A 22,442-nucleotide genomic window follows, 5' to 3' on the forward strand; every position below is an offset into this window, starting at 1 on the left:
CCCCCGGACCGCCGCCCCCGGCAGCCCGCCCGTCCACGGTCGAGCGCCCGCTGGTCAGGTCGATCACCAGCCGCCCCCCGGTCAGCCGGTTCGCCCCCTGCGTCAGCGACACATTGCCCAGCATGGTGATCAGCCTGCTGTTGAGGTCGTAGATCGCGACATTGCCCTTCGCCGTCTGGTCCGCCTTGCGCACCACGACATTGCCGGACGCATCGATCCGGTCGATCTCCACGCCGCCCGGCCCGGTCCCGCCCCCCGGCTGGTTCCGGTAAGCCACCGTCATCCGCGCCGCATTCAGCGTCATGCCCGCCTGCGTCACCTCGACATTGCCCGACACCACGACGCGGTCGGCGCGGTCCTGCACCTCGATCCGGTCGGCGGTGAAGTTGACCGGCGCATTGCTGTCATGATTCTTCAGCACCTGCGCGTCCGCCCCCGCATAAAGGAGGCCCGCCGCGCCCAACGCGCCCAGCGACAGCAAAAGAAGGGGCTTTCTCATCACCTTTGCCCTTTGAGACCATTTTGTTCGATACGCAAGCTCGCCCGCCCGTTCAGCGTCACCGTCCGCGCGCTCAGGTCGGCCTCCAGATGGTCGCCGCTGAACGTCCCGATGGGTATCCGCCCGTCGACCCGCCCCGCGCTCTGCATCCGCCGCGTCTTGAGGTCCACGCCCACGTCCCGCGTGGTCATCCGGTATCCGCCCTCCGACTGGAACTGCACCGGCCCGTCGATCGCGACCCGTTCCGTATCCATGTCGTACCGCCCCTTCTGCGCCCGCAGCAGCGCCTGCCCGTCGGACAGCAGGATCCGCGCCGACATGTCGTTAAGGTCGACGATCGGCTCGCGCGAACTCTTCTGCACGGCAGAACCCGCCCGCAGGGAAAAGGGCTGCCCCTTGCTGTCCTCCCCGCGATAGAGCGCCTCGGTCACGCGCATCCGCTCCTTCGCCACCTCGACCTTGTTCTTGTCGAGCACGAAGCTCACCTTGTCCCCCCCGGTGAAGGGCGCCGTCGCCAGCAACGCCGCCAGCACGCCCACCGACACCGGCAACCAGTTCTTGAGCAGCCCGACCAGCCGGTCGTGGCTCCCCCCCGGCCGCGCCCAGTGACGGCGCACATTGCGTTGCTGATCGGCCTGTATCGACATGGGTTCAGCCCTCACATATGCGCGAAGATGTCGATCTCCGGCCAACCCGCCAGGTCCAGCTCCGCCCGATGCGGCAGGAAATCGAAACAGGCCTGCGCCAGTTCCATCCGCCCCTCGCGCACCAGCCGCTTGTCCAGCTCCGCCTTCAACGCATGCAGGTACCGGACGTCCGACGCCGCATAATCCTTCTGCGCGTCGGACAGCACGGGCGCGCCCCAGTCGCTCGACTGCTGCTGCTTGCTGATCTCCTGCCCCAGCAGCTCCCGCACCAGTTCTTTAAGGCCATGCCGGTCGGTATAGGTCCGCACCAGCCGCGACGCGATCTTGGTGCAATAGACGGGCGCCGCCACCACGCCCAGATAATGGCGGATCGCCGCAATGTCGAAACGCCCGAAATGATAGAGCTTCAGCCGCTCCGGATCGGCCAGCACCGCGCGCAGGTTCGGCGCGGCATAATCGCTGCCGGGGTTGAAGCGGACCAGATGCTCGTCCCCCCCGCCGTCGCTGATCTGCACGACGCACAGGCGGTCGCGGGGCGTGATCAGCCCCATGGTTTCGGTGTCGACGGCGATCGGGCCGGGGGCAAGGACGCCCTCGGGCAAATCCTCTTCATGGAAATGGACGGTCATGATTCCCCTCTATGGCCAAAGCCGCCGGTTCGCAATCGCCCCTTGGCGACCGGGAACGAAAGGCGACCGGGGCGGTCGCAAAGCCGCCATTTTCAGGCCTTTTACCCGCCTCAAAAATCATTCGCCTGTCCCGGAAAAGTTGATATAGTGATTCCCAAACCGCGCGTGAGCGGTGGATTCTGCATGTCATTCGCCCGACATGCTTGTCTGGTTTAGTCTGGGGCGAAGCGAAAGTGACCAACAGGGCATGAGTTTTGATAGAGGTCGCCGCGGCGGGCGCGGCAAGGACAAGCGCGACAGTTTCGGCGACGACAGTTTCTATGAAGGCGGCCGTGGCGGCTTCGGCGGTGGGTTCGACCGCGGCGGTTTCGGTGGTGATCGTGGTGGCTTCGGCGGCGGCGACCGCTTCGGTGGCGGCGGCGGTGGTGGCTTCGGCGGCGACCGTGGCGGTTTCGGCGGCGGCGGCGGTGGCGGCGGCTTTGGCGGTGGCCGCGGCATGCCCGCGCAGGTCGTCGGTGAAGGCACCGGCGTGGTCAAATTCTTCAACGGGCAGAAGGGCTTCGGCTTCATCGTCCGCGACGATGGCGGCGAAGACGTGTTCGTCCACATCAGCGCCGTCGAGCAGGCGGGCCTGACGGGCCTCGCCGAAGGCCAGCCGCTCGGCTTCACCCTGGTGGATCGCGGCGGCAAGGTGTCGGCCACCGATCTCAAGATCGAGGGCGAACCGCTCCCCGTCACCGAACGCGCCCCCCGCGAGCCCCGCGCCGGCGGCTTCGGCGATCGCCCGGGCGGCGGCGACCGCGGCCCGCAGCGCCAGCTCACCGGCGAACGCGCCAGCGGCACGGTCAAGTTCTTCAACGCCATGAAGGGCTTCGGCTTCATCCAGCGCGACGACGGCCAGCCCGACGCATTCGTGCACATCAGCGCCGTAGAACGCGCCGGCATGAGCGCCCTGAATGAAGGCGACCGCCTCGACTTCGAACTGGAAGTCGACCGCCGCGGCAAATATGCGGCCGTCAACCTTCAGACGAAGGCCGACTAAAGAACAGCCTGCCCGCATTCGGGAGAGGATGAAAGGGGTCGCCTGCCCGGCGGCCCCTTTTTTATCTATGGAATGTTATTGGCCAGTGCGCCCGATAAGATGGCCGATGAGTCGGGCGCCGCTATCTTTGTGAGTCATCTTAAATAATAACCCTAGTTCGATTCCCTTGGGGCCAAACAAGCGTCCGATAAATTGACCTGAATACTTCCCGTCGATACTGGTCACGTCGCCACTAATGGAAGTGCCGGAGGACGAGATAGTTCCAGTCAAATTTAGGGTCAAATAGGTTACAGGCTGCAATGCATCATATGCCGAAATAGTGGCTGTTATTTCTCCGGTTTGATGATCGATTTTTACATAGAAATTCGATGCCACTATCGTATTATTCTGCGGCCCACGCTGAGAAATGGCTAAGTTACTGGAATAATTTGAAGTGCCGGAACGAGGTATGTCGGGCAAAGTGGTTGCTGATCCACCAAGATAGATGCGCTCTACAATTTTTGTATCAGCTTGGGATGGAGCGGAGACATCTTGTATCGAAGACGATTGGCCTGCTTCATTTATATAAAGAATATCCGAGCGTGGCCTACCAACGCCCAACCTTTGATAACCATATGATAGTGACCGGCTGTAGTTGATCAGGTCAGATCGATCGATATTCATCTCCGACGCGTTGAATTCCATGAAATCGCCATCAAAGCTCGCCTGCAGGCTTTTTGTAGAGGCGGTATATTTGATGAATGTGTCGAGCGTGCCGCGATTGAACGCGGTTTCGCCCAAATCGAACTTTTCATCCTGAAGCATATGCTCGACCGCCAGCGCTGCAAAGCTGAAGTCCTGCGATGGATCGAACGCGATTGGATATGAAGGCGCAGGGGTTGGTGTGGGGCTCGGTGTTGGCGTCGGTGCAGGATTTGGTGTGGGCGAAGGCGGACTGATGACTTGTCCGTTATCTGACTCGCCGCCTCCGCAGGAACACAAAAACGCACATGATAGGATAAATGCTCGTTTCACGCTCTTATTCACAAAGTTCTCCCCCAGCAGCGGTGAGCTAAGCCCACGCTGCTACTGCCCCACATGGCCATACTAAACAGTATGTTAGCTCCAAAATGGCACTTCCGCTAACAGCGACCTGTAGTGAGATCAAGCTGACATTGAGCGTTGGAGGGCTGGGCGAGGTCGGTGGAATTTGGCGTATGCAGATACGATAAGTTCTGAACCCGAAATTCTTGTCAGGTGAGCAGGGCAATGTACAGGATATGGCGATCATCCCAAGCTGGAGCGCGCTGCGTCAAATCGGACGCGGTTCGCACGCTCCAAGTTTTGTAGTCGTATCATTTTAAGCGGAAAACCGGCTCCCACTTTTTCGCACGATGCTAATGGGGATTGATAGCTCAGCCTCCCTTGGAATCCTCAAACCCGCCGAAACGGAAACGGCGCCACCGTCCGCTCATAGCCATGCAAATCCAGCGCCCGCGTCACCGGCGGCAGAGCGCGGTCCGGACACCCCCGCCGCTCGCACAGATGGCATGTCGGCCCCACCCCGGTCGCCGCGCCCTTCTCCAGATCGATCCCGTCGGCATGCACGATCCGCGCCCCATGCTTCGCCTCGCAGCCCAGCGCGATCACCGACCGCCCCCGCGCGCCGCCCTCCTTGGGCAAGCCCACCGTCAGGCTGACGAAGCGCCGCCCGTCCACCGTCTCGATCAGTTGCGTATGCACCGCATCCGGCGCCTGCGCCTCATGCGCGTCCCAGCGCGGGCAGGTGCCCCCCAGCCGCGCAAAGGGCCACGCCTCCCCGTCGAAGCGCTTCGACACGATGCCCGCCCGGTCCACCTTCGCCATGAAGAAGGGCACGCCCCGCGCCCCCGTCCGCCCCAGGCTGGTCAGCCGATGCGCCAGTTGCTCCATCGACACGCCGAAGCGCGCCCGCAGCAGCGGCAGGTCGTGCCGGCTCTGCTCCGCCGCCTTGGCGAAACGGTCATAGGGCATGATCAGCGCCGCCGCCGCATAGTTGGTGAGCGCGATTCCGGCGAGGCGGCGGCTGTCCTCGTCCGGCGGCCCCGCCCGCGTCACCTGCCCGCTTATCGCGTCCGCCAGTTCCTGCGCGCAAAGCTGATAGGCCACCGCGAACAGCCGTCCCGAAGAAGCCAGTCGCTCGCTCAGCAACAGCCGCCGCCGGTGCATGTCATAATGGCGCAGCGTTCCCGCCAGCACATCCTCCCGCACGATCTGCACGGCCATGCCATGCCGCTCCTTCAGCCGCGCCCGGATGCCCGCCTGCAAGGCGGAAGGATCGTCGCCCAGTTCCCCCGCCAGCGACTCCGCCGCCGCATCCAGCTCCGCGAAATGATTGCCCGCGCGCGCGATCGTCTCGCGCAGCCAGTCGAGCGGCGCATGCAGCGGCGCCACGCTCCCCGGCGCCCCCGCCAGTCCGGACGCCACCTGCTCCGGCAGGCGCCGCAAATCGCTGAGCGCCCGGTAAAATCGCCCGATAGCCTCGCTCACCCCCGGATAATTTTCCGCGACCTCCAGCACTTCGTCGCGGGCGATGCCGATGTCGCGCACCAGCGCGTCGGACAATATCTCCCCCAGCGCGCTGGCGGCCCCTTCCTGCGTGCTGGCGACGAAATCGCGAATGTCGATGTCATAGACATTGGCCAGCCGCAGCAGCATCTGCGCCGTCAATGGCCGCTGATTGCGCTCCAGATGGTTGAGGTAACTGGGCGACACCCCCAGTTCCTCCGCCATCCGCGTCTGGTTCAGCCCCAGCTCCCGCCGCAAAACCCGCAGCTTCGGCCCCAGATAGAGTTTCCGATCATCCGCCATACTGTCACTATGTCAAAAAATGACAATATGAACAAGTCACCGCATGACACCGCTTCACTAATCGGCCTTCATTGACCGACTCGTTCATGGTTTGATGCGTCATCCCAACGGAAAGGAAGACCCATGGAAACGACCGAAGCACCCCAGCCCGCCCGCTCCCGCGCGGTTTTCTCCCAGGAGGATTTCGGCCTGATCCGAACCGCCATCGCCCATTATCTGCGCGAGGTTCAGGACAAGCCGGAATCTGTCAAATACGCCAATCTCTACCACCGCCTCGGCCGGGTGAGCTGAGCGTTTCAGGGTTCAGGAGAGGGAAGGGCGCGGCGGAAAAACCGACCGCGCCCTTTTCCCGTCAGAACAGCCGCGTCAGCCCGTAAAAGGCCGCGCCGATCACCGCCGCCGCCGGCAGCGTCACCACCCAGGCGACGATGATGCTCGACGCCACGTTCCACCGCACCGCCGACAGCCGCCGCGAAGCCCCGACGCCCACGATCGCGCCGGTAATGGTGTGGGTCGTCGACACCGGCACGCCCAGATGCGTCGCCAGGAACAGCGTCAGCGCCCCGCCGGTCTCCGCGCAGAATCCCTGTCCGGGCGTCAGCCGCGTGATCTTCGACCCCATGGTGTGGACGATCTTCCACCCGCCCAGCAGCGTCCCAAGGCCCATCGCCGCCTGACAGCTCAGCACCACCCAGAAGGGCACATGGAACCCGCCCGTCAGCATGCCCTGCGAATAGAGAAGTACCGCGATGATCCCCATCGTCTTCTGCGCATCATTGCCGCCATGCCCCAGCGAATAGAGCGACGCCGACACAAGCTGCATCTTGCGGAACACCCGGTCCGCCCCCTGCGGCGTGAAGCGCCGGAAAATCCAGCTCACGACCAGCACCAGCAGCAATGCCAGCACCAGCCCGATGGCGGGCGACAGCACGATGGCGGCGCTGGTCTTGAACACCCCGCTCCACACCACGGCGGAAAGTCCCGCCTTGGCCGTCCCCGCGCCCAGCAACCCGCCGATCAGCGCATGACTGCTGGAGGAGGGGATGCCCAGTCCCCAGGTGATGAGGTTCCAGGCGATGGCCCCCATCAGCGCGCCGAAAATCACCGCCGGATCGATGATGCTGGCGTCGACAATGCCCTTGCCCACGGTCTCCGCCACATGCAGCCCGAAGAAGAGGAAGGCGATGAAGTTGAAGAACGCCGCCCAGGCGACCGCATATTGCGGCTTCAACACGCGCGTCGACACGATGGTCGCGATCGAATTGGCGGCGTCGTGCAGCCCGTTCAGGAAATCGAACAGCAGCGCGACCCCGATCAGCGCGATCAGCAGCGGAAAGGCGATATGGGCTTCCATCTATCTGCTCTGGCCGGATCAGGCGTGGTCGATGACCAGGCCGGAAATCTCGTTGGCGACATCCTCGAACCGGTCCGTCACCTTCTCCAGATGGCTGTAGATTTCGTTGCCGACGACGAAATCCATCGGATTGCCCTCTCGCGCCTGATTGTAGAGCGCTTTCAGCCCCGCCTCATGCAGGATGTCGGCATGCCCCTCCAGCTTCACCAGCCGTTCGGTCAGGTCATGCAGCCGCGCCGAATTCAGGTTCAGCGACCGCAGCAGCGGCATCGCCTCCGCCGTGATCCGCGCGCATTCGACGATCAGGGCGCTCATGTCCTGCATCTGCGACGGAAATTCCTTCACCTCGAACAGCGCGATGGCTTTCGCCGTCTGGTTCATCTGGTCGATGGCGTCGTCCATCACCCCGATCAGCCCCGTAATGGCGCTGCGGTCGAACGGCGTCACGAAGATGCGGCGCACATCCTGCAGCACTTCGCGGATGATGTCGTCCGCCTCATGCTCCCGGTCCGAAATCTCCTTGATGTGGGCGTCGATGTCCGGCCCGCCCTTCAGCAGCTTGGCGAGCGCATCGGCGCCGGCGACCAAAGTCGCGGCATGATCCTCGAACTGCTCGAAAAAGCGCCCTTGCTTGGGCATCAGCGCGTGAAACCAGCGCAGCATTCCAGTCCTTTCGCTTTGCCATTCCTTGACCCGCAGCAACGTCCGCACGAACAGGCCCGGGTCCCGGGGCGGTTCGCGGAAAGCGGCGATGATGGATTGCAGATCGGGTTCGTCGACAGCCTTTGCAGCTTCGGCAACGGGGAACCAACGCAGTTCCCGCTGCCCTTGTTCGGGCCATTGCGACAACTGGCCCGTCACCGCAAGCGGGAAAACCTCGACCGTCGCCTCTTTCGTATCGCCCCGCCGCCGTTTCTTGTCATAGCGATAGCGGCCGAGCGGCGCGGGGCAGGCAATGCCGTGAATGCCCGCCTCTTCATAAGCCTCCAGCTCTGCGGCGCGGTGGCCGGCCATGCCCTTGATGCGATTGCCCTTGGGAATCACCCAGCGCCGCGTATCGCGAGAGGTGATCAGCAGGATACGCATCGACCCGTCGGGGCCGGTCGAATAGGGAAGGGCGGCGATCTGACGCATTCAGCCGCCCTTATACGCCCGCCGGCGCATCCGATCGAGTTTCGCCCACCCCTGGTCCATCCGCGCCTTGTAACGAAATCGTCACATTGCGCAATCAACCAGGTTATCAGATCGACAGGCGGGCCGTCAGGCGGATGTCCCGTCCCGCCAGGGGGGCGTAATCCTTCAGGAAACTGGCCGCCCGCCGCGCCTCCACATCGAAGATGTTGTTGGCGGAAAGGGTGATGGTGGTCCGGTCATTGCCCTTGAGCGGCTTGAAGGAGAGCGAGGCGTTGACCAGCGTGAAACCGTCGGTCGGCGTTTCGGTGTCCGCGATGCGGTTCTGGGCGAAGCTGCGCTCGACCTCGCCCCGCAGGCTCAGCCGGTCGCCCTGCAATTCCACGCCGCCCAGCAGGCGAAGCGGGGGTATGCGCGGCGCCGGACCCGATCCGACGATGGTGGCGCGCACATAGTCGGCCACGCCATCCAGGTTGAGGGCATAGCCGCCGATCTGCCCCAGCTTCACCGTGCCTTCCGCCTCAAAGCCGAGATAGCGGGCATTCGCCTGCAGATTCTGGTAGCAGGGGAAATCCAGCGGTTCTCCGCCATTGGCGGCCATGCAGACGCTGTCGTCGGCCAGCGTATCGTAGATATAGCCGTCGAACCAGTTGTGATAGGCGGAAAGCGAGAGGGTATAGCCATTGCCCTGGCCGCGCAGCGTGCCTTCGATGCCCCAGCTCTTTTCCAGCCCGAAATCGGGATTACCGAGTTCAAAGGCCTGCGTTCCGGCATGGTTGCCGCGGGCGAACAGCTCCTCGGCCGAAGGAGCGCGCTCCGTGCGGGACAGGTTCAACCCGACCCGCCAGCCCGGAGCGAGTTCCTGACTGATCCCCAGCGAACCGGAAAGTGCATTGAAGCTGCGATGATAGGCGGGATTGAGCAGCGTCTCGTCCGCATCGGCCCCGACCCGCGTATGTTCATAACGCCCGCCCAGCTCGACCCGGGTGGTGCCGAGGTCGAAGGATTGCAGCGTGAAGAAGCCCAGTTGCTCCGTCTCGTTGCGCGGCAGGAATTTTTCTTCCCCCACCACGTGGAAGTTGCGTGCAAAGAACTGCGCGCCGATCGCGCCGTCCCAGCCGCCGCGCCTGGCCTGAACCAGTTCCAGCCGGGATTCGATCGACTGGTTGTAGAATGTCGTGCCGACCTCGCCCGTCTCCTCTATCTCCTGATGCTGATAATCGGCGAAGCCCGCGCGCAGGCGGATCGATTCCAGGAAGCCGCCATTGACGGGCAGTTCGGCGCGCAGGTCGGCCCGATCCTGCTTCATGTGCAGCCGCACCTTTTCCGCTTCGCCATCGGGATCGAGCGAATAGCGGACCGGCACGCCGTAGAAATTGTCGGTATGCGCCACCGAAAAGCCCAGATTGCCGCCATCGGTGATGAGCGCCGCGCCGCCCGCCACTTCCCATGTCCGCGCCGCGCTGTTGGGCAACTTGCCGCGCAGGGTGGCGAGGTCGCGGATTTCCGGGTCGCTGCTGGCATTCGCCTGGGCCCGCAGGGCAGGGGTCAGGATATAGCTGCCAGTGTCCAGATCGCCGCTCTTGGAATAGCTGCCGTCGAAATGGACAACGAACTTGTCACCGATGGGGGCCTCGATCTCGCCCGATCCGGTGCGTTCATTGGCTGCGCTGCCATAGGTGGCGATGCCGTCGACGTGGATCGGTTCGTCCGGCACGCGGCGGGGGATGCGGCTGTCGATCACATTGACCACGCCGCCAATGGCGGAGGAGCCGTAGAGCAGCGCCGCAGGGCCCCGCAGCACCTCGATCCGGTCGGCGGTGAGGGGGTTGATCGCCACGGCATGGTCGACGGAGGTGTTCGACACGTCGAAGCTGCCGATGCCGTCGGTCAGGATGCGCACGCGCTCGCCCTGGAAGCCGCGCAGCACGGGGCGGGAAGCATTGGGACCGAAGGAGGTTGCCGAGACGCCGGGCTGGTGCGCCAGAGTGTCGCCGATGGTGGGGCGCAGCGCCCGGGTCAGTTCTTCGCCGGATACGACCGACGTTCCTGAAAGAATATCGCCCTGCCGGCGTGGAATGATGGCGGTGACGACGATGTCCGCTCGTTGATCATGATAGGCTTGGGGCGCCGCGTCGGCAGGTGCGTCCTGAGCGAAGACGGGAAGGGCGGCAGACAATGCGGAAAAGGCGCAACCGGCACGCAACAGTGCGGAACGATACATTCGGTTCGTCATCCTTCAATGGGAGGAGATGCGCTCTCCTATCTGAAATGATATAGCATATCAATACTGCTTGGCGCGGGATCGATCGCTTGCCCGCGAAATCGGCTCAGCCAGTCGCAGCGGATGATCAGAGAAAGAGGAATTCCGCCAGCGCGGCAGCCGCGGCCGGGCTTTCCGGGCGGAGAGCCTGCCGCACTTCGATGGCCGGGAGCGGACGTTCGAGCGCGATCCGCCTGATCCCGGTCATCCGGCCCAGATCGCGGGCGAGGGGGCCGAAGGCGGCGAAGCAGCCCGCCCCTTCGCGCAATATGGTCATGATGTCGAACAGATTGTCGGTTTCCAGCACCGGATCGCCCAGCCGGACGCCGCCGCGCAGCAGCGCCTCGTCGATGATCCGCCGCAGGCCGTTGCGCGGCTCCATCGCCAATGTCGGCATGGCGGCAAGCTCTCCGGTCGCAACGCTGTCGCGGCGGGCGAGCGGATGGTCCGCGCCGGCATAGAGGTTGATCTGCTCCGACCAGCCATAGCGGGAGGATGGCTCATCCGTCTCGCCCAACGCATAGAAATAGGCGATGTCGGCCTTTCCCCGGCGGAGCGCCCAGGCAGCTTCGTCGGCGAGGTGGATCGTCAGGTCGAGCGTGATGGCGATGTCGTCATTCGCGGCCTCGAACGCGGCCAGCGCTTCCTGGAAATGGCCGAAGACCGGGGCGGGCGCGGCCAGGACGATGCTTTGCCGCGATGGCGCCGATTCCGACGGAGGGGCGGCGGGGATCATGCCGTCCGCCTGATCGACCCCCCAGTTTTCCGGCTGATCCTGCGACAACAGGGTCATGGCCTCCGCCGTTTTCCGGCCGGCGGCGGTCAGGCGCGGGGCGCCGGCAAGATCGTCGAAGAGGCGATAGCCCAGACGCAGCTCCAGCGAGGCCAGATCGCGCGCGACATCATCGGGTGTGATCCCCAGATCGCTGGCGCAGCGCGAGAGGCTGCCCGATGCCACCATCTGCGCGAATATATCCAACTGGCGCAGGGAAGGCGTGGCCATGGCCCCTGATAGTGCAAATATCGCGCGGGGTTAAGGCCGATATTGGGTGAATATCGCTTTGGCATATTGACGAAGGCCGCCCAAAGATGGCAGGGCGCTCAGCCTGACGGGCGGGTATAGCTCAATGGTAGAGCACTAGCCTTCCAAGCTTGTGATGCGGGTTCGATCCCCGCTACCCGCTCCACGTTTTCGGCCGTTTCTGGCAATGGCCCGTCAGCTTCCAATTTCCAGATAAGCACCGGATAAGCACGCCGATCTTATGGATTTCGGCGCTGAATTGCCGCATGATCGCCGTGTGGGGGTGAGTTATGCGACTGATATTGATCCTGATTTGGCATCTCGCGGGGATCGCCACCTTCATCAAGCTCACCTTGTTCGACGGTTATGTCTACACCTGGTGGAACTGGATCATCGCGATCCCGGTCAACGCGTTCCTTTCAGAAATATGGCCGATCTACTGGGTGATTATCCGGCCCCTGTTCGGGTGAATCAAGCCGCGCGCAGAGCCGCGCTCAACGCTCCATGGGCGCGCAAAAGAGGCTCCGTGAAGCTTGATGGCTGTCGAGCAAAGGCCGTGGTGCCTATTGTCTTGGACAGAAAGTCCCGCACAGCCGCCGCGTCTTCCACAGGCAGCGTGAGGGGAACCTTCAGGTCGTCCAATTCTTCGGCAGACTTCCCCGCGCCAAACTCAGACATCGCTTCACCAAAGTGCGAGGCGTATCTCTTCCGATCCTCCATCGACCATCGCAGCGGCTTCATCGCAGCGGGAGTGAGTGAGATGAGCAATTTGAAGAGGTCAAGATTGTCATCGTAAGATAGCCAGATCAGAACGGTTCCCGGCCCTGGAACATAGTCCGCATGGAAATTCATGAGCGTCTAACTCCTTCGCCACCTTTGCCACCACTGGAGCCAGCAGCAAGGAACAACAGCCCTGCGCCTTCCAATGTGCGCCGGATCGCCTCGACGCTGGCCTCCCGCATCGGTTCGCCCGTCTCGAAGCGACGAACGGTCGCCACGCCTACACCAGCGGCTTTGGCCAGATCATCGGCCGACCATCCCAATAGACCACGCGCGGCGCGGCACTGTTCTGCGCTTAAGTTCATACTGATATGAATACGATCAAAAAGAGGTTGTGGCAATTACCTATAAGTGATATGAAAACGATCAGTCCTTAAAAGGGACAGGCCCGCAACCTTGATGAAAAAGGATAGATTTATGCACGAAGTCACCACTTCGCGGCGCGATGTTATGCGCGCTCTCGCCATTGTGCCCGCTGCCATCGCAGCGCCTGCCGTTGCAAATGCTGCCACCTTCACCAGTGGCGGCGTCAGTTCTGGAATGTCTCAGGCGATCGCCGCCTATCACAATGCGGTGGCTACGGAGAATGCATGGGGAGAGCGGGTTTACGATGTCGCTTGGAAAGCCTGCAAAGCCGAGCAGGAGGCTATTCCCCATCTCACCACTAAAGCTCGCGTCGATCTTACCGCCCCAGGCGTCCTCACCCAGTTATCGACCGACAACCCGTTGCACCTAAGCGCAATCCGCATGCACAAGAGCCTAACGCAAGACGGCGCTCGGCTTGGCGGCGATCCAGAGCGCGCCTTTGACGAGTTCCTGGAGAAGCTTGAACAGCGCGAGGCTGAAAAGCAGCGCATTGCCCAGCGACACAACATGGACGCGCTCAGCGCTGAACAGAATCGGTTAGAGCAGGCGAGCTATGCTGCCATGCGCGCTGCCGAGGAGTTCCCCGTCACCACCGTCGCCGACCTGATCGCCAAAATACAGTTTAGCCAGGAAACGGACGGCCAGATAGATCACGACGATATGCTGGCGGACCTTCGCCGCATTGCCGGGAGGGCAGCAGCATGACTGATCGCCGCTCCTTCATCACCGGCATGGCATTGGCACCCATCGCAATCGCCGCGCCTGCGCTCGCCGCATCGCCCGACCCGGTAGACGCCTATTGGAAAGCACAGGACGACTTCAACAACGATCGCATAAGCGAGGCCGCTTTTCTGGACGCGGTGGAGAGGCTGGATCAATGGGAACCCCGCAATCACAGAGATTTCGTTCGGCACGTGGCCGCGCTGTTTGATGGCGGCATTCCTCGTGAGAAATATATGCTGAAGATGGCCGAGAATGCACGGCGGCTCGCTGCATCGGGGAGCGGCACATGAAAGCCGATCGCTACTATGTGCCGCAACGTGCGCCGAGGGAGCGGCGGGCATTTCGCCCCGTGTCCCAGTGCGATCGAAGAAGCAGAACCGATCCGTCGATCTTGGCCCAGATCGATAGCGCGCTGGCAGCTTGCGGCTTGAGCGCGCCAGCGTTCGGGAGGGTAGCGGTAGGCGATCCTCACTTGGTATCGCAGCTTAGGGCTGGCCGTCGAATACGGTACGGGACCAGTGCGCGAATAAGGCGGTGCCTCGAACGGCTAGCCTAAAAGTTGGGGCCGGATTTACCGGCCCCTCCTTTACGCTTCGATACCGGAATCTACTCTCCGGCCTTAGGCTTGCGCGAATTGTTGGCGCGGAACCGGAAAGCTTGCCCCTTGGGCTTGCATAGCCGGGTTCCGTTGCGCAGCGTGATACACTGCACAATCACCCATTCGCCATCGTCCTGAGCCATTAGGCCGGAAACGATCCAAGCGCCGGGGGCACGTCCGGAAATCTCCGGCCCCGCATAATTTCGGAAATGCGGCCCTGATTAACGCCTACGAGGGCGGCAACCTGATGCTGGTAAAGCCCCCGATTTTGCACCAGAAACTTTATATGAGCCGCCATTTCTGGCGAGATAGAGGGGGAAGAAGTACGTCTCATTGCAAGTGACTTTCTATGTCAATGCGATGAAACCGGGTTGACTTGCAGCCCCCAGAATGACAGATTCTGAGGCGTCAATACTACAAGACAGCCGCGGTATCAGCGCGGTTATGGTCCGGGTCGCTTCCTACAGCGATTCCGGGCCTTTCTTGTATGAACAGAGTCTTATCGTTTCACAAGCGGAAAATCGCCTCAGAAGCCCGCTGAGCGCGTTTTGCATTTTTAGGCTTTAGGTTGACCTTAGGTGAGCCTGTTGCGCCTCCTGGGGCATCTGCGTGCCAAATCGAGGCTATTTTGGGTGCGACCTGCCCTTAGTCACTCTTTAGGTTGTTCAGATTGGTTAATGTTCCAGATGCGTTCTCGGAGCGCGATCAGTTCGGCGCAGCCTCACCCGGCCGCCACCAATATTCCTGATCCATCTCGCGCCGGGCGCGGCTCTCCATCGACCTGAAGCGCTGCTGATAGTCGGGGTCGACTTCCTTCTGCATCTGGTCGAGCAGGACGCGCTCAAAGGCCAAGCGGGCATACCAGAGCGAACCGCCGGGCGTGTAGCTGCGGGCGAACTGCACGGCTTCCTTGCCCGCGTCCGTTTCCTTGCCCTGCACCGCTTCGATGGCGTTACCGATCGTCAGCTTCCGCACATCATTAGCGGCTGACACGACGGGACCGGCTAGCGTCTCCGCCATGCCGCGATCATAGCGATTGACGTCCGAAAACAAGAAATCGCCGTAAATGCCGAGCCCGCCGCCCTGGAGGATTGCAGCGCCCCAAAAGTCGCCAGCATGCTCGCCGGTCATGTCGAGCGGGTCCTTGCCCTTGGCTACCTGCTTCATCTGATAGGCAAGCGCACCCATCACGGTCGCGCCGATGAACAGATTGGCGGCATATCCCGCCTTCGCCATCTTCCCCTTGGCCTGGAGCGCGCGCTGGCCATGGGTGAACATCAGCGTCACGCCAAAATTCTTGTACATCGCCACGGAGCGGATCACCTCGCCGACCAGCGTGCCGGGCGGAACGTCGGACAGCAGCGTTGCGCGGCCGCGAAGGCTGGCACCGGGCACAGCATATTCGGTTTCCGTCTGCACCATCTCCAGCATGCGGGTAGCCAGGTCGTTCGCGATGCCTTCCGGAATGTCCGTGCGGCTCGCCAGATCGTCGGGGCGAAGGAAGGTCGCGCGCTCCTTCGAATAAACCGGCGTCTTGCGGATGATGTCCCACTCTTCGGCGCTGATGCCATAGCGCCCCAGCGTGCGTTGCAGCGGCTCCGGGAGGCCAACAAGCGCCTTGCCCCGATTGTCGGCAAGGAAGCCCATGAACTCCATGCCGAACGCCCAGCGGCCCGCCTGAGTCCAGGGAGACAGCATCGAGGCACGCATCGTGAAGTCCGAAAGCCGTCGCGCGATCTCAGGCCCGGCGATCTCATCGGTGTAGCGCTGCTGAGCAGAGGCGATAGTCGACCAGTTCTCCGCGATAAGGCCCAGGCGCACGGCCAGCTTCTGATCCTCCGTCACGGTCGGGCGGAACAGTTTCACATAATTCTTCAGCACGCCCGTTGCCGGGATGCCGGAAAACTTTGCCGCCACCCGCTGAAAGGCGAGATCGGAAACCGCGGACAGGGACGCAGAGCCAAGCTGGGCAGAGACGAGCATCGATCGGGCGCCTGCAAGCGTGTTGCCCCAAAAGCCATTGATCGGCGCGCTCGTGCGTCCGGAGAGATGCGACCACATATCGCGCATCTGCTTCACGGCAGACTTTGCCTTCTGGCTGCGCGTGCCCCTGCCGCTCTTCGCGTCGGCCTCCGCGGCCTGCTTCGTGATCATCTGCTCCATCCAGCGCATCGTCGCAGTAGGATTGGGGCCGAGCACCTCCATAGACGCGATGTCGCGCGCCATGCCGTCAACATAGCCGAGCATGACATCGAAAGGCGTGCCCTTGCTGAAGCGGCCCTGATATTCGAGCCAGGCGTCGGCGCTCTTAAAAGCAAGGTAGCGGGGATCTGCGCGCCGATTGCCCATCTTGCCATTGATCGGCACGCCCGAGGGCTCGACGCTGTTCCAGCCCTGCGTCGAGATGGTGTCGAAAACCTCGCGCATGGTGCGCTCCACCTGCGCCGGCGTCATCGGGCGGCCCGTCAACTCATCATACATGCGGCTTGGATCGAGCCGGGGGGAAACAAAGGCCCGCCACTCGTCAAAGCCAGCCTTCCGCACCGCCACCATGTCATGCGTCTGCGGCAATCCCCAGTCGGAGCGCTTGGGAACATGCCCGCCCGCCTGGTTGAACCTCTGCCGCAAATATTCGGCCGTTTCGCCCCATGCCTTCGCGAGTTCGCGGGCGCTGGCATTGTCGATCTTTTCTCCAAAGCTGGCGCGCACCAGATCGTCCAGTTCCGCATCCTTCCGCACGCGGCCGAGCAGATCGCGGCGGAAGGTCGCGAGAACCTCAGCCATCCGCCCGTGCGCCTGCCCCAACACGGCCTTGCAGCGTGCCTCGACGTTGGAGAAGGTCGCGGCCTGGTCGGCATCGATATGCGCCGTTGCAGCCGCAGCCCAGTCTTTCCGGCCCTTGGCATCGCGGTATCGGCGCAGGTTGCCCATGATCTCACGCTGACGGGCGGCCTGGAGCAATGTCTGCCGCCGCTTCTCCGCTGCCTCGTTTTTCAGCCGCTCCAAGGCGCGCTGGGTTGCCTTCGCCGCCGCCTCGTCCGCGCCAAGCTCGTCACCGATGGCAGCGCGGATTTCCTCAAAAATCTTGCGAGCCTGTTCCTCTCGGCCAGGATCAATCGCGCCAGTGGCGGCAAGGGTCGAAAGGCATTTGTCGAAACTCATAGCAGACAGGCTTCCACGGCTTTGATGAAGGCGTCGTCGGCATCATGCTCGGCGAACATTTCCTGAAGGGGGCGGACGATCGGGACCGCTTCGCCGTTGATAACATGCTCGCCAACGGCCACTGTGGGCAGATCATCCGTCACGATGCCGGCGCGCTGGAGAACCGAGGGAACATAATCGCGGGTTTCCTTGATCGGAATGCGGCTTGCCCATTCCGCATCACTGATGCTGCCCTTGCGCGGATCGCCAATCTTCTTGATCCACTGGTCCACGCGGCCCGGCCCGGCATTGTAAGCGGCCAGCGCCATCGAGACGTTGCCGTCATAGCGCTTGATCATCGCGTCGAGATAATCACGGCCGACGCGGGCGCGCTCAGCCTCGCTACCATCGACAGCCGCGCGAACGCCAAAGCCGGGATCAGCATTGGTGCCGGGCATGACCTGCATGCGGCCGCGCGCGCCCTTGGGGCTCACCGCATTGGGACTGCCGCCTGACTCCTGCCCGATCACCGCATTGATTAGCCGCTCGCGCGAAACAGGCGCGGGTCCGTTGGCAATCCCCATTTTTGGGGATGCCCCATTCAATGCCTCCAATTTCGGAGAGATCGGGTTCGCCATTGCCGCCTTGATGTCATGGGTCAGCGCGGCAATCTGCTCCGCCTGGCCTGCGCCTGCGGGTTCCGAAAAGGTGGCGAGCCGCTCCTGCACTGTAGGAGTTGCAGCACGGGGCGGCTCGCGTCCGGTAAACCCATCATCAAGAATCTGAGTCGTGGCCCGCTCAAGCGACTCTCTGTGACGGATTTGACCGGAAGGGGTGTCTTCAAAGGGATTGGTCTTGTCGATCTCGACATTCGCCGCGACGACATCGCGCGCGGTCTTGATCTCGGGGTCCGGCATGTCGGCCGTAGCGGCCAGCAGTTCCTCATCCGTGAGAGTGCGGACCTTGCCCGCCTCAAAGGCTTGGCCAAGGCGGCGAAAGCCCTCAACGCCGCCGCCGATCACGCCACCCAGCACGCCAGCAGCGGCAACAGAGGTGGCAGCTTCCGTCGCCGTCATGGGCGCGCCGATTTCCTTACGTCGCTGCGCTATGATCGGCAGGGTTGCAGCTTCAGTCGCGGCATTGATCCCGGCTTCCCGGACAGCCGTTTGCAGGATGGAGCGCGAAGGACCGCCGCCCAGCGCCAGCGTGGCAAGGTTGACCGGATCGGAAAAGCCACCGGCCATCGCGCCGACAAAGCCGCCAATGCTGCCCATGGTGGTCGCCCGTTCGCCGACTTCCCCCTCGCGCTCCAGTTGCGCCTTCGCCCGCTCATTCACAGTGCGGACGAAATCGGCGCGCGTGGTGCCTAGTTCGGCCATGAATTTCGGGTCGGTCTTGCGCCGCCGCGCGATCTCGTCCCAGATGCGCCGCTCCTGCGGGGCCATGCCGCCGACGCCCAGTTCCCAGGGATTGTTACTCTCCCCGCGATAGGGATTGGTGAACATGCGATCCCGGTCAGGCGAAACTAGCGTGAAGCCGGTCGCCTTCTGAAATCCCTCGTTGAGCCGCTCGACAACGGGATCATAGGCGTCGGCAAGGCTCAGCGCCTCGCTGTCCGTCCGTCCCGTCATCCGGGTTGAGCGATAGGCTTCCTTGAAGTTGTCGAGAAAGCCCGTGGGCGCGCCGATGGCGAAGTCCTGCGGGGCCTGATCGGTTTCCCCGTCCTCGCCGTAGAAGAATCCTTGCGGCATGTCAGAACCCCAACCATTCGCCGATGCGGCCGCTGATGCTCTGCGGGGCTCGGGCGCGCAGGCGCGGGACCAATGCGCCCAGATCAAGGACAAAATGCCCTCTTGGGCCGCGAAGGAACTGGGTGCCCGCCTTGTCGAGCGAGACGAAATAGCGTCCGCTGCCAGCGTCGAAGAGATAGCCGGAGCGCACCGTGTCGACATCGACCGGCTTGCCATTGCTGAAAGTGGGCTTTGCGCCCTTCAGGTCGTCGGCACTCAGCCGCCCCATCAGCGTGTCCATCTCGTCGGGCGAAACATCAGATGGCAGAATGATATTGTTGCCGCGATAGGTGCCGATGCCGCCAACGCGCGAACCGTCCTGCCGATAGGTGGCGCCCGCTGCCCGGTTTACCGCCTTCGCCCAGACATCCTCATCCACGATCTTGGGATCGAGCCCCGCCGCAGCAGCTTCACTGGCGTAGATCGCCTTGGCGCTGGCCATGAGCGCCCCGCGCGTTTTGGGCGTATAGGCAAGGGCGCGGCCAAGCGTCGGCGCGTTCTCGAAAGCGGCATGCGAGGGGATCGAAACCGACTTGTCCCGAAGCGCCTCCTGGCCTGCAAAGATGCGCTGCGCGGTATCCTTGCCGTTCGGAACGCTCACCGCCAGCCCAGCGGCATGGGCAAAAACCGGATCAGCGCCGGAAATGCTGCCCAGTACTTCACGGCCATAGCGACCAAAGCCGCCGACGATCGCAGCGGTCAGCTTTACCTTGTCCTGCGGCTTGGCCGATGCAAGCTGGCCAGCAATCAGCCCGGTTTCCTCGTCCGTGAGGAAGGTCGGGCGAATTCCATAGCGTTCGCTGACAGCCAAAGCGGTCTTCACGCGAGCCTGCGCTGTCGCTGGTTTGCGCAGATCAACAGGTGACAGACGGGCAACGCCTGCCTCAACGGCCCATGATAGCGGGTCGGACTTCAACCTGCCATGCATGCGGCCCAGCAGCTTCTCCGCCGCGTCGATGCGTGCGGCCTGCCCTGGCGTGGTGTTGCCCTTGGTGGCGGTGCGCTGCTCATTGATCCAGCCTTGAAGCTGGTCCGGACGCCACTGGCGCGCCTCGCTGGTGAAAGTCTGCACTTCACCCGCCGTGCGGAGCCGGATGGCAAGAACCGGCTTGCCCAATTCATCGAGGCGATCGGCGAGCTTGGTAATTGATTTCGTGTCCACCTCGTGGCCATGTTCGATCATGTCGAGCACGTCGCGCCCCTGCTCCGAAACAAGGGCGGTCTCTTCGCGCTGCGCCTGCCGCTGTTCCGCTTCCAGCCTGCGTTGCTCGGCGAGTATCTGGCCTCGACGAATGCGAATGCCATCGCGCACCGCGTCCCGATCTTCCGGCAGCATCTGCGCGCCATAGGTTTCATCGTATCGCTCGGCCAGATCGGGATCGACATCAGCAATGCGCTGCCCGATGCCCTTGCGTGCCCCGGAAACGGTTTTCAGGGTCTCCAGCGCCAGCTTGTCGTCGTCCCAGCCCTTGCGCTTCCCATAGGCAGCAAGCTCGTTGACGGCCGTGGCAATATGCTTGTCAGCCGTGGCGAGATCATCGAAGGAATTGCCTGCGTCCGAAACCGAAAGGCCGACACGGGCAAGCTCGGTCTCATCCTGCCAACGCTCGCGCTCGACGGCGACATGCCGATACATGGCAGACGTGGCGCTCTGCATCCGCTGCTCCGCCACACCCATGAAAAGCTTGCGGGCCAGCGGCGACTTCAATCCGTTCGCCAGTTCATCGCGCCGCTTCTGCAATGCCTCCAGCGTGGGCTCCAGCGCTTCTACAGCACCGCGCCCCTGCTTCGCCCGCAGACCATTGGTCGGATCATCGATGGTTTCCGTCACTGAAACCGCGAAGGCATTGTCGGCGTCCTTCGCGCCAAGCTCGGCCTGCTCGGTCTGAACCTGCTGCCGGAACTGGGCGAAATCGTTGATGCCCGCGCCCAGTTGCACCAGCCCTTGCGCGATTGCCTCGCCGCCGTGGTCGAATGCCTGGAGCTTTGCGGACGTTGCCGGACCCTGTTGGACCAGATTGCGGGCGATAGGAACGCGGGCCAAGGCTATTTGTCCTCCTGCATCTTGCCGAACTGGCTTGCGCCGCTGAGCAGCGTACCGCCTGCGGAGATGAAGGAGCCAATCATTGCGCTTTGCCCCTTAGCGCGCGCCGCTCGTCCCTTTGCCCGCTCATTGGCAGCGGAAATGTCGAAACCACGAAGTTCATTGAACACGTTGCGGTCATGCGCAGCGCGATCCTCGTCCCGCAGCATCGCGGTGTCGCGCTGAACGCCAGCGGCCGAACCGAAATCGATATCGATCCCGTTTGCCGCCATTGCCGCCCGCTGAGCGCCCGCAGTTTGCGCATATTCGCGATCTAGGCGAGCGGCATCCCTCTGCCCCCGCTCAATTGCATCTCGGCTCTGCTCAGCGACAAGACGGGCATTCTGCTCAGCAACGCGGCTTTCATATTTCCCCTGTGCGTTTGCCGCCAACCCGCCATAGGCCGTACCGGCAGCAGAAACGACGGCGGCGCCAAGGGCGAGGATGGCTGGAGGCGCGCACATGATCAGAGTTCCTTCTGTCGATCGTAGCGGGGCTCAGGCGGCGTGATGCTCGCGATAACTTCCGGCGTGTAACCGCGCTCATGTAGCTCCGGAGGCGGAGGGGGGGCTTCGAAATCCCAATCGCCCGACTGTTTCAGGCTATCCTCGACACGCGCAGGATCGGCGGCTTCTGCTTCCCAAGCGGCACGCTGGGCGGGATCGGCAGGCTGAAATTTCCAGTTCGGCGGACCGTCATATTCGACGGGAGTGCCGGGGCGCTTCACTTCGCCATCGATGTAGGCTTTCACCAGCAGGGTGTGGGCGACCATCATTCCGCCTCCACGAAGCTGGAGACAGCGGCCCGCGCCATGGCGTTCCGCTTTTCGGTGAACTCAACCAGCGTTTGATCGCGGTGCATGCCAGAGCGCATATGGGCGGCCGGGAAGTCGGCTTTCTGCAAGGACAAGCCCGCGTCCACCATCGCAGCGCCCAGGTTGGGCTTCGCCGAATGGAAATCGCCAGTCAGAACATCGCGCAAATGGCGGAAGGCATCAGCCCCCAGATTGCTGCCATAAGGACGGGCGGCTTCGATCGCGCCCTTAGCCGCCGCCTCATATTGCTGCCAGGTTTCGCCCAGGTCCTTGGCCAGCTTTTCCAGATGACGGGCGGCAGTGGCGCGAGCCTTCAGGTGCTTCTCCACCGTTGCCACCGCAGCGGCGCGATTCTTCGCGTCCTGTTCCTGCTTTTCCTTTGCGGCCTCCTGCTTGGCGCGCTCCCATGCGGCGTCGAGTCCCAAAACCCGATCTTCTAACGCCGAGATGGCAGCTTTGGCGGCAATCACCGCCGCCTCATCGCCTTCGCCGACTTCATGCCGAAACGCGGCATCGCGGTGAGCAACCTTCGCTGCTTCGATATGCTCCCGCAACTTCACCTTGCGGCTGAGATAATTCGCTTCTGTCAAACGGCCCATCCGGCCCTCCCTCGTTCGCTGCTTGCAGCGTAATGGAGGGGCCGGATATGTTGAATCGAGGGAGTGGCTACCGCTCCACCGCTTAAGGTCATAGCAACTGTCAGTTGCTAGTTCGAAGGCGAATCGGGCTCTG

Annotated in this window: 22 protein-coding genes and 1 tRNA gene; 6 read left to right on the forward strand and 17 right to left on the reverse strand. The window is 62.9% G+C overall.

From position 1 onward, the window contains the following. The 3 genes from K7W03_RS15960 to K7W03_RS15970 form a co-directional block, all read right to left on the reverse strand. The coding region (locus K7W03_RS15960; protein WP_222886774.1) for an LptA/OstA family protein at positions 1-499 on the reverse strand (499 nt) is incomplete at its 3' end. Then, positions 499-1,146 (reverse strand): LPS export ABC transporter periplasmic protein LptC, encoded by a 648-nt coding sequence (locus tag K7W03_RS15965; RefSeq protein WP_044661371.1) that lies wholly within the window; start codon positions 1,144-1,146, stop codon positions 499-501. The genes K7W03_RS15965 and K7W03_RS15960, both read right to left, overlap by 1 nt. A gap of 11 nt (positions 1,147-1,157) precedes the next feature. Further along, positions 1,158-1,775 (reverse strand): ribonuclease D, encoded by a 618-nt coding sequence (locus K7W03_RS15970; RefSeq protein ID WP_222886775.1) that lies wholly within the window; start codon positions 1,773-1,775, stop codon positions 1,158-1,160. A 247-nt stretch (positions 1,776-2,022) separates the two neighbouring features. Here K7W03_RS15970 and K7W03_RS28235 point away from each other — a divergent pair, with 247 nt between their 5' ends. Further along, positions 2,023-2,817 (forward strand): cold-shock protein, encoded by a 795-nt coding sequence (locus tag K7W03_RS28235; RefSeq protein WP_222886776.1) that lies wholly within the window; start codon positions 2,023-2,025, stop codon positions 2,815-2,817. Between the two features lie 75 nt (positions 2,818-2,892). On the opposite strand, the gene K7W03_RS15980 is transcribed toward K7W03_RS28235, so the two are convergent. Further along, the gene (locus tag K7W03_RS15980) at positions 2,893-3,843 is read right to left on the reverse strand and encodes a hypothetical protein (protein ID WP_222886777.1); all 951 of its coding nucleotides are present in this window, start codon (positions 3,841-3,843) and stop codon (positions 2,893-2,895) included. Positions 3,844-4,230: 387 nt separating this feature from the next. After that, entirely contained in the window at positions 4,231-5,646 is a 1,416-nt protein-coding gene (locus tag K7W03_RS15985) for a helix-turn-helix domain-containing protein (protein WP_222886778.1), read from the reverse strand. Positions 5,647-5,769: 123 nt separating this feature from the next. Here K7W03_RS15985 and K7W03_RS15990 point away from each other — a divergent pair, with 123 nt between their 5' ends. Beyond that, on the forward strand, positions 5,770-5,937 hold the full coding sequence (locus K7W03_RS15990; RefSeq protein WP_007682549.1) for a hypothetical protein: 168 nt from the start codon (positions 5,770-5,772) through the stop codon (positions 5,935-5,937). A 61-nt stretch (positions 5,938-5,998) separates the two neighbouring features. On the opposite strand, the gene K7W03_RS15995 is transcribed toward K7W03_RS15990, so the two are convergent. From K7W03_RS15995 to K7W03_RS16010, 4 genes are all read right to left on the reverse strand, one after another. Continuing rightward, positions 5,999-7,000 (reverse strand): inorganic phosphate transporter, encoded by a 1,002-nt coding sequence (locus tag K7W03_RS15995; RefSeq protein ID WP_044661375.1) that lies wholly within the window; start codon positions 6,998-7,000, stop codon positions 5,999-6,001. Positions 7,001-7,018: 18 nt separating this feature from the next. Then, the gene (locus K7W03_RS16000; protein ID WP_222886779.1) at positions 7,019-8,134 is read right to left on the reverse strand and encodes a DUF47 family protein; all 1,116 of its coding nucleotides are present in this window, start codon (positions 8,132-8,134) and stop codon (positions 7,019-7,021) included. Between the two features lie 106 nt (positions 8,135-8,240). Then, complete coding sequence (locus K7W03_RS16005; protein ID WP_222886780.1) at positions 8,241-10,355, reverse strand: TonB-dependent receptor domain-containing protein; 2,115 nt, start codon at positions 10,353-10,355, stop codon at positions 8,241-8,243. Positions 10,356-10,482: 127 nt separating this feature from the next. Then, on the reverse strand, positions 10,483-11,397 hold the full coding sequence (locus K7W03_RS16010; protein ID WP_048576279.1) for a LysR family transcriptional regulator: 915 nt from the start codon (positions 11,395-11,397) through the stop codon (positions 10,483-10,485). A gap of 110 nt (positions 11,398-11,507) precedes the next feature. Between K7W03_RS16010 and K7W03_RS16015 the strand changes: the two genes are divergently transcribed. Both K7W03_RS16015 and K7W03_RS16020 read left to right on the forward strand, forming a co-directional pair. Beyond that, positions 11,508-11,581: transfer RNA gene (locus K7W03_RS16015), tRNA-Gly, on the forward strand. Between the two features lie 136 nt (positions 11,582-11,717). Further along, complete coding sequence (locus K7W03_RS16020; RefSeq protein ID WP_222886781.1) at positions 11,718-11,885, forward strand: hypothetical protein; 168 nt, start codon at positions 11,718-11,720, stop codon at positions 11,883-11,885. Position 11,886: 1 nt separating this feature from the next. Here K7W03_RS16020 and K7W03_RS16025 read toward each other — a convergent pair whose 3' ends face one another. Continuing rightward, on the reverse strand, positions 11,887-12,267 hold the full coding sequence (locus K7W03_RS16025; protein WP_222886782.1) for a hypothetical protein: 381 nt from the start codon (positions 12,265-12,267) through the stop codon (positions 11,887-11,889). After that, positions 12,264-12,500: a helix-turn-helix domain-containing protein gene (locus K7W03_RS16030; RefSeq protein ID WP_222886783.1), complete on the reverse strand. Its 237-nt coding sequence runs from the start codon at positions 12,498-12,500 to the stop codon at positions 12,264-12,266. The genes K7W03_RS16025 and K7W03_RS16030 overlap by 4 nt, the downstream gene beginning before the upstream one ends. A 112-nt stretch (positions 12,501-12,612) precedes the next feature. Here K7W03_RS16030 and K7W03_RS16035 point away from each other — a divergent pair, with 112 nt between their 5' ends. Beyond that, the gene (locus K7W03_RS16035; protein ID WP_222886784.1) at positions 12,613-13,266 is read left to right on the forward strand and encodes a hypothetical protein; all 654 of its coding nucleotides are present in this window, start codon (positions 12,613-12,615) and stop codon (positions 13,264-13,266) included. Then, the gene (locus tag K7W03_RS16040; RefSeq protein ID WP_222886785.1) at positions 13,263-13,574 is read left to right on the forward strand and encodes a hypothetical protein; all 312 of its coding nucleotides are present in this window, start codon (positions 13,263-13,265) and stop codon (positions 13,572-13,574) included. The genes K7W03_RS16035 and K7W03_RS16040 overlap by 4 nt, the downstream gene beginning before the upstream one ends. A 1,013-nt stretch (positions 13,575-14,587) precedes the next feature. Here the strand turns inward: K7W03_RS16040 and K7W03_RS16045 are convergent. The 6 genes from K7W03_RS16045 to K7W03_RS16070 are packed head-to-tail and all read right to left on the reverse strand — an operon-like array spanning position 14,588 to position 22,264. Continuing rightward, the gene (locus K7W03_RS16045) at positions 14,588-17,044 is read right to left on the reverse strand and encodes a hypothetical protein (protein WP_222886786.1); all 2,457 of its coding nucleotides are present in this window, start codon (positions 17,042-17,044) and stop codon (positions 14,588-14,590) included. Beyond that, positions 17,041-18,774, reverse strand: a complete 1,734-nt coding sequence (locus K7W03_RS16050; protein ID WP_222886787.1) for a lytic transglycosylase domain-containing protein — start codon at positions 18,772-18,774, stop codon at positions 17,041-17,043. Before K7W03_RS16050 ends, K7W03_RS16045 begins: the two co-directional genes overlap by 4 nt. A gap of 1 nt (position 18,775) precedes the next feature. Next, complete coding sequence (locus K7W03_RS16055) at positions 18,776-20,857, reverse strand: hypothetical protein (RefSeq protein WP_222886788.1); 2,082 nt, start codon at positions 20,855-20,857, stop codon at positions 18,776-18,778. 2 nt (positions 20,858-20,859) lie between these two features. After that, a complete protein-coding gene (locus K7W03_RS16060; RefSeq protein ID WP_222886789.1) occupies positions 20,860-21,360 on the reverse strand; it encodes a hypothetical protein in 501 nt (166 codons plus the stop codon). Between the two features lie 2 nt (positions 21,361-21,362). After that, complete coding sequence (locus K7W03_RS16065; RefSeq protein WP_222886790.1) at positions 21,363-21,671, reverse strand: hypothetical protein; 309 nt, start codon at positions 21,669-21,671, stop codon at positions 21,363-21,365. After that, a complete protein-coding gene (locus K7W03_RS16070; protein ID WP_222886791.1) occupies positions 21,668-22,264 on the reverse strand; it encodes a hypothetical protein in 597 nt (198 codons plus the stop codon). The genes K7W03_RS16065 and K7W03_RS16070 overlap by 4 nt, the downstream gene beginning before the upstream one ends. Positions 22,265-22,442: the final 178 nt, after the last annotated feature.

The sequence above is a fragment of the Sphingobium sp. PNB genome (genome assembly GCF_019873065.1).
GTDB lineage: Bacteria > Pseudomonadota > Alphaproteobacteria > Sphingomonadales > Sphingomonadaceae > Sphingobium > Sphingobium fuliginis.